Source organism: Neptuniibacter sp. QD48_55, assembly GCF_047778115.1.
Lineage (GTDB): Bacteria > Pseudomonadota > Gammaproteobacteria > Pseudomonadales > Balneatricaceae > Neptuniibacter.
Genome location: NZ_CP180555.1, coordinates 564,177 through 576,746 on the forward strand (window position 1 = coordinate 564,177; position 12,570 = coordinate 576,746).

General features: G+C 41.8%; 11 protein-coding genes. 3 read left to right on the forward strand and 8 right to left on the reverse strand.

The annotated features are described in order from the left end of the window. Nucleotides 1–2: 2 nt before the first annotated feature. From ACMXYW_RS02415 to pseB, 8 genes are all read right to left on the reverse strand, one after another. Nucleotides 3–1,166, reverse strand: coding sequence for a polysaccharide pyruvyl transferase family protein (locus ACMXYW_RS02415; RefSeq protein WP_415905087.1), 1,164 nt, complete (start codon nt 1,164–1,166; stop codon nt 3–5). A gap of 7 nt (nt 1,167–1,173) precedes the next feature. Further along, nucleotides 1,174–2,328: a class I SAM-dependent methyltransferase gene (locus ACMXYW_RS02420; protein ID WP_415905088.1), complete on the reverse strand. Its 1,155-nt coding sequence runs from the start codon at nt 2,326–2,328 to the stop codon at nt 1,174–1,176. Between the two features lie 15 nt (nt 2,329–2,343). Further along, the gene (locus ACMXYW_RS02425; protein ID WP_415905089.1) at nt 2,344–3,087 is read right to left on the reverse strand and encodes an SDR family NAD(P)-dependent oxidoreductase; all 744 of its coding nucleotides are present in this window, start codon (nt 3,085–3,087) and stop codon (nt 2,344–2,346) included. Between the two features lie 52 nt (nt 3,088–3,139). Further along, nucleotides 3,140–4,834 carry a thiamine pyrophosphate-binding protein gene (locus tag ACMXYW_RS02430; RefSeq protein ID WP_415905090.1) on the reverse strand — a complete coding sequence of 565 codons (1,695 nt, stop codon included), beginning with the start codon at nt 4,832–4,834 and terminating at the stop codon, nt 3,140–3,142. Nucleotides 4,835–4,861: 27 nt separating this feature from the next. Beyond that, the gene (locus tag ACMXYW_RS02435; protein WP_415905091.1) at nt 4,862–6,067 is read right to left on the reverse strand and encodes a pyridoxal phosphate-dependent aminotransferase; all 1,206 of its coding nucleotides are present in this window, start codon (nt 6,065–6,067) and stop codon (nt 4,862–4,864) included. Beyond that, on the reverse strand, nt 6,064–6,927 hold the full coding sequence (locus ACMXYW_RS02440) for an N-acetylneuraminate synthase family protein (protein WP_415905092.1): 864 nt from the start codon (nt 6,925–6,927) through the stop codon (nt 6,064–6,066). The genes ACMXYW_RS02435 and ACMXYW_RS02440 overlap by 4 nt, the downstream gene beginning before the upstream one ends. A gap of 160 nt (nt 6,928–7,087) precedes the next feature. Next, on the reverse strand, nt 7,088–8,239 hold the full coding sequence (gene pseC / locus ACMXYW_RS02445) for a UDP-4-amino-4,6-dideoxy-N-acetyl-beta-L-altrosamine transaminase (protein WP_415905093.1): 1,152 nt from the start codon (nt 8,237–8,239) through the stop codon (nt 7,088–7,090). Further along, nucleotides 8,236–9,243 carry a UDP-N-acetylglucosamine 4,6-dehydratase (inverting) gene (gene pseB / locus ACMXYW_RS02450; RefSeq protein ID WP_415905094.1) on the reverse strand — a complete coding sequence of 336 codons (1,008 nt, stop codon included), beginning with the start codon at nt 9,241–9,243 and terminating at the stop codon, nt 8,236–8,238. Before pseB ends, pseC begins: the two co-directional genes overlap by 4 nt. Nucleotides 9,244–9,447: 204 nt before the next feature. On the opposite strand from pseB, the gene fliS reads away from it, so the two are divergent. The 3 genes from fliS to ACMXYW_RS02465 all read left to right on the forward strand — a co-directional run bounded on the left by fliS (nt 9,448) and on the right by ACMXYW_RS02465 (nt 12,567). Continuing rightward, nucleotides 9,448–9,852, forward strand: a complete 405-nt coding sequence (fliS, locus tag ACMXYW_RS02455) for a flagellar export chaperone FliS (protein WP_415905095.1) — start codon at nt 9,448–9,450, stop codon at nt 9,850–9,852. A 188-nt stretch (nt 9,853–10,040) separates the two neighbouring features. Continuing rightward, entirely contained in the window at nt 10,041–11,462 is a 1,422-nt protein-coding gene (locus tag ACMXYW_RS02460) for a sigma-54 dependent transcriptional regulator (RefSeq protein WP_415905096.1), read from the forward strand. A gap of 1 nt (nt 11,463) precedes the next feature. Further along, on the forward strand, nt 11,464–12,567 hold the full coding sequence (locus ACMXYW_RS02465; protein WP_415905097.1) for a sensor histidine kinase: 1,104 nt from the start codon (nt 11,464–11,466) through the stop codon (nt 12,565–12,567). The last annotated feature ends 3 nt before the right edge of the window (nt 12,568–12,570 follow it).

A 12,570-nucleotide genomic window follows, 5' to 3' on the forward strand; every position in this document is an offset into this window, starting at 1 on the left:
GCTTAAAGGACTTTGCAGAGTTCTTCTGGGTAGCTTGTCAGTTTGTTTCTCAATTCCATTATTTGCTCTTGGGCTGTTTTTAGGTGGTTTTTGTCGGGTAGAGATGTAAGAGATTCTGGTTTTTTATTGAGAAACAGCGAAGGGATGTTTATTGACTCTTGAACAACTGAAGTATTTTCCTCATCGCAAAACAAAGAGGCTAGCTTGTCTTGGGTCAACGACATAATAAATCCGTGTCGACGAGTTGTATATAAATGTTCAAGTTGCTGATACAAGCCTAGGGTTTGTGCCATAGAGAGTTTGTCTCTGTAGAGTATACATCTTGATTGAAGCTCAGAAGGAAGTGCTCCGTAGACCTGTTGATGAATATGTCGATCATCTGTTAAGAGGGTATCAGTATCATAGGTTCCTTGCTGACAAAAAATGATGTTTGGAGCCCACTCCATAATCTGTTTAATGCAGTTCACCATGTTATTTAGTGCGGCTTTTCCTGAGGTTGAGTCATAATTCACCCCGCGGAAATTTACGCCAATTGTATTCTTAGGTATTGAAACAGGGCTATCAAGTTCCGCGTCGTTTCGGTCTAAGGCGAAGGCGATATCAGGCAAGCAGATGACTTTTTTTGTATCTTTTAAATATCGACTGGCGACTGCAACTGAGTGAGGTTCACGGACGATGATTTTGTCTGCATTTTGCAAAATAAATCCGAGAATCTCTTTGCCTGCCTCAGTGCTAGGCTCAACTAGGGTAACTGAGAATAAGATAACGGGTTTGTTAAGAAACTTTGCTAGCATTATCAGCTGTTGAAAATAGGCTAAAGGCCCTTTCATAAAGCCAATTGCGATGTCTATAAATAGTCTACCATTTCCGATCATCACTAAGTCTGATTCAAGCATGCTGTCGGCAATTTGGTGTAGATGGTTACGATTATCCCCTTCATTGAAACCATTAAATATGCGGCCCTGACTTGCTGCCTTATTTGTGTGATCCATATTAAGAATCGGCTTCACATCAAACTCTTTTGTGAATAAATCGTTGGTATGCCTTGTTAACACTGTGAACTCGGGTTCAACGTTCTGATTTAAAAGGAGCTTTCTGAGTCCTGCAAAAGATGCATAGTCACCAAGGTTTTGGGTATCGTAACCACCTGCCAGTAGAATTTTCATTATTCTCTCAATGTAATGTGATTATGTTCAGATCAGTACGAATGCTGACTACATAGTTTTTGATATCTTCCTGCCAGCCTAGAGATGAAATGATAATGTTGCTCCCTGTAGGGATTTCGTTTAGGCACTCAGGTGACTTAATGGAGTAGTTTCCGATTTTACTACCCCACTTGTTTGGGCTACTGTCAATTACACTTTCAATTGCTATCTCAGTACCTAGCGGCGTATGAGCAATAAGTTGAGAAGTGTGAATCCCTCCGCCATAAATGTAGCAGGGGTAGTCAGGGTCAATGGCACTAGACAAAATGGAGTTAGTATCATTCCAAAAATCCATTTCTCTCTCTAGGTATGCTTTTGCTATAGCTAGATTTTTAGAGTAATTGGATTTGGACTCCAAAATAAGAGGTTGCTGGCTTACTTTTGCAAGAACTGTGATGACGGGATAGTGGTTTATATAGTAGTTTTTAGAAATATGCAGTGTTTCGAAGCCAGAATTATTTAATAGCTTCAATAGAGAGTGCTCGCAAAAATAATTCAAATGTTCGAATGCAAACACTCCTAAAGGTTGAACATCTGCTCGCTCCCATAAAGGTACTTCAACCAAGATGTAACCATTTTGAGTATCTAGGTTGCTTTTTACCTTTTCTAAGCAAATGTGAGGATCGTATAAATGTTCAAGAACATGAGTTAATACACATAAATCGAATAGGCCTTCTATATTCGTAGTTTCAACATTACCCCTTATACAAGGGATATTATATTGTTCTTTTGCAAATTCAATTGAGCGTTCCCCTGGATCTACGCCTAATATGTCAATAGCACCGGCTTCCCTAAAACGATGCAAGGTGTAGCCATCGGAGCTGCCTATCTGGAATACTCGTTTAGGTATGTTACCAATGCCACGTTGGGTAATATCAATCAGGCGGTCGAGGTCATTAACTTTAGCTGTTGTTGGTTTGCCAGAAGCAGATGGATTTATATAGGTGGCAATAGAGCGGTAGTATTGTTCCATGAAGGAAGGGTTGACGGTATGCTTTTGCATTATTAGGCCGCTAAGCTTGCAAATGCCGAAGCTAATAGAGTGTTGACCGATGTCTGGTAAAGGCCAGTCATAACTAATTAGTTCTTCAAGCTCACCTGAAAATATGCTTTCTCTCTGCATCTTTCTACCTCTTCATCAGCTATTAAGCATTCCGCCATTGGCGTTGATAGTTTGGCCTGTTATATAACTACTCTTTTCAGAGCAAAGAAATGAGACAACCTGAGAGATTTCAGAACAAGTAGCTATTCTTCCAAGTGGAATACCGGCCACCTTGCTTTGGCCATCGCTTCTTGAAAGCTCTGCTTGGGACATGTCTGTTGCAGCTAAACCAACAGCTACGCTGTTACTTAAAATGCCGTCAGAAGAATAAAGGTTGGATATTGAATGGGAGAGGTTGATTAATCCTGCTTTTGAGGCAGCATAATGTACCTGATTTCTGCCTCCCCACTGTCCTCCAATAGAAGTGATATTTACAATCCTTCCATATTGTTCTGATTTCATGTCGTTTAGACATTCTTGAATGCAGCGGTAGGGGCCTTGCAGATTTACATTAAGCATATCTTCCCAATCCTTATCATTAATTTCCTCAAAGGGCTTTTCTTGGGCTTGAGCTGCGTTATTTACCAAAATGGTGATAGGTAACTTGAAATGGATTCTTGCAGCCTTTAATGCAGAACTAATACTGTCTCGACATGACTGGTCCATTTTTACAGCAAGTGTGTGACAGCCCAGTTTATTGAGGTTGGAAGCTATTTTTTTAGCGGCTTCTCCTTGCGTTTGGTAGGTAAAAGCTACTTTATACCCTTCGTTTGCAAGCTGTTTTACTATCGTTTCGCCTATTCCGCGGGAGCCGCCAGTTATAAATGCTAATCTGTTCATTTTTTGGCCAAAAGACAAGAGGATTCAGGGCGAGCCTGAATCCTAAGTTTGATTATGGATCTAATGTTACAAAGGTGTCATTACCTAAATTAACGTCACAGATAATTGGGCCTTCATGGTTGAGTACATAATCTAGTTTTTCTTTTAGATCTGCATGGGATTCTATGCGACATGCTGTAATGTTGTAGGCTTTACTGATCGCTAAGAAATCTGGGGCTTCATAGCCATATTCAGGACAAGTTGCGAAATACCTGCTTTCTAAGTTACCGTCCTGATAGTCTTTTATCGCACCATAGCAGTAATTATTCATGATGAAGATTTTAACTGGTAGGTTGTAGTACTTGATGGTTTGTAACTCTTGAACGTTTACTTGGAATCCGCCGTCACCAATAGTGCATAAAGTTTGAGGGCTTCCCTTTAAGTGGGCTGCAACGCCCATAGCAGCTGGTAATGAATATCCCATAGGGGAGTGCCCCCAAGCTGTAAGTAGACGTTGATCTGCACGTGGTTCGGTAGCTTGCATGCCCCACATCACATTCTGCCCTGCATCAATAACAAGTACGTCATCATCCGCCATCATTTCGGACAGCGTTTTCATAAATACATACGGTTGAACACAATCTTCTTGTTGATAGTATTCTGGTTTGCAAAATGGTGTATCAAGGTGTGACTGGCGGCTTTTAGAGGCCCACTGTTGATGGTTAGGATGTTCTTGATCCTTAAGTTCATTTATTAGTGCAATGATAAATTCTTTAACGTCCCAGTCGAAGGCCAATGAGGCTGATACATGCTGGTTTAGTTCTTCACGGTCGATATCTACATGAACTATCTTGGCTTGAGTCGCAAATTGATCAGGTTTTGAACGGACCTGACGCCAGCTGAGACGGCTTCCTAAAACGAGAAGGAGGTCACTATCGTTCAAAGTGTGATTACCTGCTTTGCTACCCATAGTGCCAATTAGGCCGCTGTAAAGAGGGTGGTCATGAGCAAAGGAATCATTCCCGCCGAAGCTAGAAACAACCGGAATATTACAAAGTTCTGCGAGAGCTTTCAGTTCTGGAATAGCATGAGCATTCCTTATACCGCCTCCGCATAATATTGTTGGTTTCTTTGCAGAGCGAATCCATTCCGCGACCTGTTTGATGTTGCTTACTTCGATCGCCGTAGGTTTGTTTTTTATCGGCGGAACGAAGGAGCGTAATTGGTCTGGGTCAATATCAGCCCATTGAACGTCCATTGGTAAGTCTATTAATACTGGGCCTGGACGTCCCTCTGTAGCTAGCCACATGGCTTTTTCTAATTCATATCTTATGTCCCGAGGATCTTCGATAAGCACTGCATATTTTGTAATAGGCTCAGCCATACTGACAATGTCGGTTTCTTGGAAGCCTAACTGGCGTTGTTTACTTTCGCCTTTGGTTTCCCAGGTTCTAACCTGACCAGTAACATAAATACCTGGGATGGAATCGTAATATGAACATGCCATACCCGTTAATAGATTGGTCGCCCCTGGACCGCTTGTTGCCATCATTAATCCAGGCTTATCTGTAATGCGTGTGTAAGCATCAATCGCCATTGAACCAGACTGTTCGTGGAGTACGCAGATAGGCTTTAAGACCTCTGGGTTTTGATTATGCTTTTCCCAGCAAGAATCGATAAGGTGTGCTATGGCACCGCCTGTAAAAATGTAATTGAATTCAATCCCGTACTCGGCAAAAAAATCTGCCATGTAGTCTGAAAGTTTCATAGGATTCCTGTTTCTATATCTGTGAATTTAGTCAAGCACGGAGGCTATTTTGTCAACAATGGTCTCAGAGAGAGCAATGTCTTTATTAAGGCTGAGGCGAATATGATTATCTCCGTTTTGACCAAAGGCTGAACCTGAAACGCAAACAATACCTGCTTCTTCAAGTAACAGGTTCGCGAATTGGTCACCGTTAAAACCAGTGCCTTTGATGCAAGGGAATAGATATAAACCACCATCAGGTTTGAGGCAATCTACGCCTTTGATCGCATTTAGTTTATTAACTAATAGGTCTCGTCTCTGACGAACAATATCTAATTGCTTTAAACGTATTGATTGATCCCCTTCGAGGGCTGCAACACCACCTAATTGAAGAAAGGGTGGTACGCATGATGCTACTGTCTCTACGTAGAGTGCGACCTTTTCCATTAGCTTATGGGGGCCTGCCAAGTACCCCAGCCTAAAGCCTGACATGGAATATTCTTTCGACAAACCGCTCAATAAAATTGTCCTTGAACGGCAGTTATCATGATCAGTTATGCTTGGAGCAAATGGCGATTCAAATGTCATTCTTCTGTATGTATCGTCTGATAAAACATGAAAATCGTATTTCTCTGCCAATTGGTAAATACGTTCTAAGTCTTCTTCTGGTATGGATGCACCAGTTGGATTTGATGGACTGTTAAGAATAAATAGTTTGGTTTTGTTATTAATCAGTTTTTCAATTTGGTCGAAATCAGGTCTAAATTTGTTCTTCTGATCTAGAGAATAAGGACGTGCTATGACACATGCTGCATTTGCTGCGGCTTTAAATGTAGCGAACCCTGGGTCGGGAATAATAATTTCATCCCCGACGTTAGCAAGGCACCGAATAACCCAATAAATACCAGAATTGGCTCCAGGGGTAACAATGACCTGATTGTAATCTAATTCAAGGCCAAAGCTTTTAACTAAATTTTCTCTAATTGATTGTCGAAATTCCGGGAGCCCTTTCGAATCTACATAATGCGTCATGCCACTAAGCATGGCTTGATATGTAGCTTCTATAACATGTTGTGGCGCTGAAAAGTCCGGATCCCCAAGTTCCAAATGAATTAGGTTGTTTCCAGCTCTTTCTTTTTGTTGAGCTTTAGCCAGCATATCAAACATAGGCTGCCCTGTTAGATTTTGGGCTGCTTTTGATAGCATTTTCGTGGGCTCAAGGATTTCAGGTAGATATGCTTGTTTTATATTCATGCAGAATCCCCCTGAAATGTTGCTCTGATAGATTTAAGTGGCCGAAGACCATCGGTGGGGTCTGCGCGCCAATCTCTATCTGCTAATTCGCCTTTAGCAACAGATATAGTCCCGTTCCCTTCTGCTTGAGAAGCTTGCTTTAGACGTGTAATGACCGGTTGAATTTGTTCAGGTAGCCAACAATGGCCAGCAGCATACTCCTCGCCATGTTGATCTAAGTCTAGGTGAAATTCTATAGCACTAGCGTTGTGTTTTAGGGCAGCTGATAATATGGCTGCTTCTTGCACGCTATGATCAGACCATCCTGTCATGCATTGAAATTTTTCTCTTAACGTCGAAATCGCAGCTAAATTGCACTGCTCTATGGGAGTTGGATAAGAAGAAACGCAGTGAAGTAAAGTAAGAGGTACTCTGTGAGCTACCGTTTCAACAGCTTGCCGTATTTCTTGTTCTGTAGCCATTCCTGTAGACATGATTAAAGGGATGTTTGTTTTACAGCATGCATCCAAAAGTTCTGTCCATATCATTTCATATGACGAAATCTTATAGAAATCGACATAAGGAGCTAGTTCTTCAACAGCATCTATGTAAAAGGGTGTGCAGCCGAACTTTATGCCTCTTTCTTTACAGCGTTTGGATAACTTAGGAAGGAAATCTAAAGGTAGTTCCCACTGCTTGCGGTCTCTATGCTGGGCGCTTTTACTCAGGATTTCTGGGGCAAATAGTTGGTCAATTTTAAATAGCTGAAATTTAACCGCATCGCAGCCTATTTGTGCCGCTACATCAATGAATTGGTAGCAGCGTTCTAAGTTTTGAGAATGATTGCTCGAAACCTCGGCAATGATAAATGGATGCGTCATCTGAATGAACTTCTTTACTTGGCTTAGATTTAGTTATCGGCAGCATTGCTATATAGCATTAGAAAAATAAGCAATCTCATCGAGATATAGGTTGTTCTTTGCCTGAAAAGAAAGGGCCATGGGTAGAGGCCAGCTCTTTGTGGCTATGATACATTGTTTTCTATTCGCTTAGCAGATAGTGCTCTATTGACTTGATTATTAAGTCTTGTTCGGTAACAGACAGCGAGGGAAAAATAGGTAGCGATAGTGCTTCAGAATAATAAGCCTCAGCATTTGGGAAGTCACCATCTTTAAATCCTAAATTTCTATAAAATGGTTGAAGATGAACAGGGATGTAATGAACATTTGTAATAATGTTTTGCTCCCTTAGGTGTTGGTATAGCCCTAAGCGTTTTTCTTTTGGCACTTTTACTACATAAAGGTGGAAGGCCGATCTGTTTTGTGCCGATGTTTCTTGACGCTTAATTCCCAATCTTCCTAAGGAATTATCATACTTCTGAGCGATTTTTATTCTAGCGTCGATGAATTCTTCAATCTTTTCAATTTGAGAGGAGCCTAAGGCAGCGTGAATATCGCTCATACGATAGTTATGGCCTATTGATATCTGCTCGTAATACCATGGTTCCTCATGATCTTCAGCCATCAAGCTAGGAGATCTCGTAATGCCGTGACAGTTGACCAGTCTCATTTTTCGCTCAAGCTCTGGATCGTTTGTTACGGCCATGCCGCCTTCGGCTGAGGTGATGATCTTCACTGGGTGAAAGCTAAAAACAGTAATGTCGCTATATAAACAGCTTCCTATTTGGCTGTTTTTATATTTTGCTCCCACTGCGTGTGATGCGTCTTCAATTAGTTTGAACCCATACGTAATGGAAAGCTGATGGAGCTTTTCCATCTCACATGGCTCACCGCATAAGTGAACTACAATAACTACTTTAGGGAGCTTACCAGCTCTTTTTGCGGCTTTTAGTTTTTTAGCTAGGGCTTTTGGGCATAGGTTAAATGTAGAAGGGTTGATGTCTACAAAGTCAACAGTTGCCCCGCAGTGGATTGCGCAGTTAGCGGATGCTACAAAAGTGATAGGGGTTGTCCAAAGAATATCATCAGATCCTAGTCCCAGAGCTAAACAAGCTGAGTGGAGTGCTGATGTCGCGCTATTTGTCGCAATGGCATATTTTACATTGCAAAGATCGGATACTTTTTTCTCAAATTCAGTAACTTTAGGACCTTGAGTTAGGTGAGAAGATTTTAAGGTGTCTACTACTGCATCTATATCAGATTGATCTATATTCTGACGGCCATAGTTGATCATAATTCGAAATTCAATGAGCGATTAAGTTCTTTAATTTGTTCAATGCTGAGAAAGTCTGGGTTGCTTCCGGAGTCGTAAGCGTATCCTTGAGTCACTGGCGCACCTTTCTCTCCTATCTCATTAATTACAAAGTCATTACTTCTACTGTAAAAAGTGATTGAAGGCCTGATTACGTAATGATCGTGAAACTCTAAGGTTAAATGTGAATCATCTGATGGACACATTATTTCATGTACTTTCTCTCCTGGCCTAATTCCTATTATTTCTTGTTTTAAATTTGGGGCCATAGCTTTTGCTAGGTCTGTAATAAGAATTGAAGGGATTTTAGGGACAAAGATTTCTCCGCCATGCATGCGTTGAAAGTTTTTTAAAACAAAATCTACACCCCCCTGAAGTGTTATCCAAAAACGGGTCATTTTGGGGTCCGTAATTGGTAAGCTATCTGCACCGCTTTCAATTAATTTTTTAAAGAAAGGGACAACCGATCCTCTTGAGCCGACTACATTGCCGTAACGAACTACGCTGAAGCTTGTTTGGTGACCGCCTGCCATATTGTTTGCAGCCACAAACAGTTTGTCGGAGGCTAATTTTGTTGCTCCATATAGGTTTATAGGGTTAGCCGCTTTGTCTGTTGATAGAGCTATGACTTTTTGAACGTCATTGTCTAGCGCCGCTTTTATAACATTTTCAGCCCCGTGAATATTGGTGCGAATGCATTCCGTCGGATTGTATTCAGCTGCAGGGACCTGTTTTAACGCTGCAGCATGTATGACGTAATCGACGTTTTGCATTGCCTGTCGAAGTCTTTCTTTATCACGAACGTCACCGATAAAATAACGCATGCAGGAAGCGTTAAATTCCTGTTGCATCTCGAATTGTTTTAATTCATCACGGGAATAGATAATTATCTTTTTAGGGTTGTAATTATTAAGTAAGGTTTCAGTATACTTTCGGCCAAATGATCCAGTGCCGCCGGTGATTAAAATTGATTTGTTATCAAACATACATTTTCATCCAATAGAGCCCATAGTTATTACATCGGCCTTATTTGTTTATTTTTAAATCACTTGCAGCAGTTTTTTTGAGCTGTCAGTAGGGTGTAGATATTTGTAGCTTATCAGAGCACTTATAGCTAAAGGAAGCTCGGATATGGTCGATATTAAGGTACAATGTAGTTAACCTAATTATTTTTGGAACAAGGTGCGTGCATGTCTGTAAATTTGAATGCTCTAAAGCAGTATCAAAGTGTTGATTTAAGGGCTACCGTGGAAACAGCTAGTCCCCACAAGTTGATATCAATGCTATTGGATGGCGCGCTTGGTGCTTTAGCAAAAGCTAAAGGGGCAATTGAGCGAAATGCAATTGAGGATAGGACTCAGCATTTGAATAAAGCTACCGAAATTGTAGTTGGTCTTAAAGGTAGTCTAGACCTTGAGCAGGGAGGAGAGGTTGCTGTCAACCTAGATGCTCTGTATGACTACATGCTTCGTTCTATTATGTCTGCGAACAGTCAGAATAATGCTGAAAAGGTTCAGGAAGTGATGAGTCTAATGCTTGAGATCAAGCAAGGCTGGGCTGAAATGCCAAATGATATACAGATTGGAGAGAAGTGATAATCATTGTTCCATCTTTCCTTACTAAAAAAACCGCATGTTTGCGGTTTTTTTGTGCTTAATCAAAATTTTCGTCAAAAAAATAGCGCGCTTCCAGGTTTTTTATTTTGGCGACATTTTATTGACATTCTGCCCAGCTGGGTTAATTATTACCATTATTAACAAGCAGCTTTTAATAATGGTTAGGCATGTCTTCGGTTTTAGTCATAGATGATGATCTAAGTCGGCGGGAGCTTTTGAGTTCCGCTTTTTCTTTTCTCGATCAACCGTGTGAATTTTGCGGTTTTGTTGATTGGTTTCAATCAAGTAGTGATATTGATCAAGCTCAGGTCAGTTTAGTGCTGCTAGGTCAAAGTCAGCTACCTATCTCTTTAGAAAAGCTTGTTAAAGATCTTCAAGATAAGTTTGACGCTATTGCTGTTGTGACGTTGGACGAGTGGTCAGAGGTTGCAGAGCTGCCCGATTCCTTGCGTCAATGTGTGGTTGGGCAGCTTTCTGTTCCGTTTAATTATCAGCAGTTGTTAGATTGTTTGCATCGAGCGCAGTTGTTTAGCTTGCAAGCGGGTGATGCATCACTTGCACAAGTAGATCTTTTCTCTGGATTGGTGGGTGTCAGCGAGCCAATGTTGCAAGTCAGGCGAGCGATGTCTCAAGTGGCTGGAAGAGATGTAAATGTATTAATTACGGGTGAGTCTGGCACAGGCAAAGAGGTTGTTGCTAGAAGCCTGCATGATCACTCTGTGCGCAAAGATGGACCATTTGTTCCAATTAACTGCGGTGCGATCCCAGCTGATCTTCTTGAGAGTGAGTTGTTTGGTCACGAAAAAGGCGCCTTTACTGGAGCTGTATCTAGTCGGCCTGGACGTTTTGAACTGGCTCAAGGTGGTACGCTATTCCTTGATGAAGTCGGCGATATGCCGTTGTCTATGCAGGTTAAGTTACTTCGAGTACTGCAGGAGCGAAAGTTTGAGCGAATTGGTGGAACCAAAACCTTAGACGCTGATATTCGAGTGATCGCTGCTACGCATAAAAACTTGGAAGAGATGATCGAAACGGGCGAGTTTAGGGAAGATTTGTATTACCGTTTGAATGTTTTTCCTATAGAAATGCCTCCGCTTAGGGAACGAGTAGGTGATCTGCATCTGCTTTTGGAAGAGTTATCGCGTCGTCTTCCTGAGCAAGGTTTGGATTCGGTGCGTTTTCAAAATAGCGCGATAGCCTCTCTGCAATTGCATCCTTGGCCAGGTAATGTGCGCGAGCTTTCCAACTTAATTGAGCGTATGGCGATCCTTTACCCGAACGGCGTGGTTGGTGTTTCTGAGTTGCCGCCTAAATTTCAGAATGTTCCTGAACCAAATCCTGAATTATACGAACAAGCCGAAAATGCTGTTTCATCAGAAGGAGTTAGTATTCCTCACACCGTAGAGCTGGATAAACTGCCAGATGAAGGTATTGACCTTAAAAGGCATTTGGAAACAATCGAGCAGCGTTTATTAGAGCAGGCTCTTACTGTAAATGACAATGTGGTTGCACGAGCCGCGGAGACGTTAAATATTCGACGGACCACTTTAGTAGAAAAAATGCGTAAATATGGAATGCAGCGTAAGTAATATGTCCAGCGAAGAACAGTATCTACAGCGCATAGAGCGATTAGAAAATGAGCTATCTGCTAATAAGAAGAAGTTGGCTCAACTTGAAGCAACTAAAAGCCAGAATAGCCAACAGCTGAATGATCGTTTTCAGCATTTGTTATCGGTTATGCCTGTTGGTGTAGTCATTATTGATGGCTCTGGACTCATTTCAGAAGTTAATTCGGTAGCCGAGAACTTGTTGGGTTCTCCTATCAAAGGACAGCCTTGGTTCAAAATAATTGAGCGTAGCTTTGCCCCTCAAAATGATGATGGTCATGAAGTCTCATTAAAAGATGGTCGTAAAGTTAGTTTGATGACGCGAGCGATGGATAACGAACCGGGCCAATTAGTGGTTTTGACGGATCAGACTGAAACTCGTCTCCTTCAGGGCCGCCTTTCTCATTATCAACGCCTCTCTGAAATGGGGCGGATGATGGCGTCGCTAGCTCATCAGATTCGAACGCCCCTTTCTGCAGCCCTTCTCTATGTTGATCATCTGAATCGTCCGGATCTGTTGCCTGAACAGCGCCAGAAATTTGCCACTAAAGCTAAATCTCGTCTGACGAATTTAGAACAGCAGGTTAGGGATATGCTGATTTTCGCGCGTGGTGAAATGCGTTTAGATGAGCAGGTAAGCGCTAAAGCATTGATGGCTGAGCTAGAAGATATGCTCGATGTGCCGTTGGTAAACTATGATGCTGATTGTGACTGTGTAAACACTGTGCCTGAATATAGTTTGCAGTGTAATAAAGAAGCGTTGTTAGGTGTTTGCAGTAACTTGATCGAGAATGCTTTGCAGGCTTGCGGTAAGGGCGCAGAGTTGATGGTTCGTTTCGCTGATCAAGACGGAAAGTTGCGTATTGATGTGATTGATCAAGGACCAGGAATGGGTGCAGATGAATTAAAGCGTGCGCTCGAACCATTTTATACCACCAAATCTCATGGTACAGGATTGGGCTTAGCGGTAGCTCAAGTTGTAGCGCATGCTCATCATGGTCAATTCTTACTTAATTCTCTGCCGGGTCAGGGAACAGTCGCCAGTCTAATTTTGCCGGCAATAACGTCTGCTTCGGAAGAGGGTTAAAGG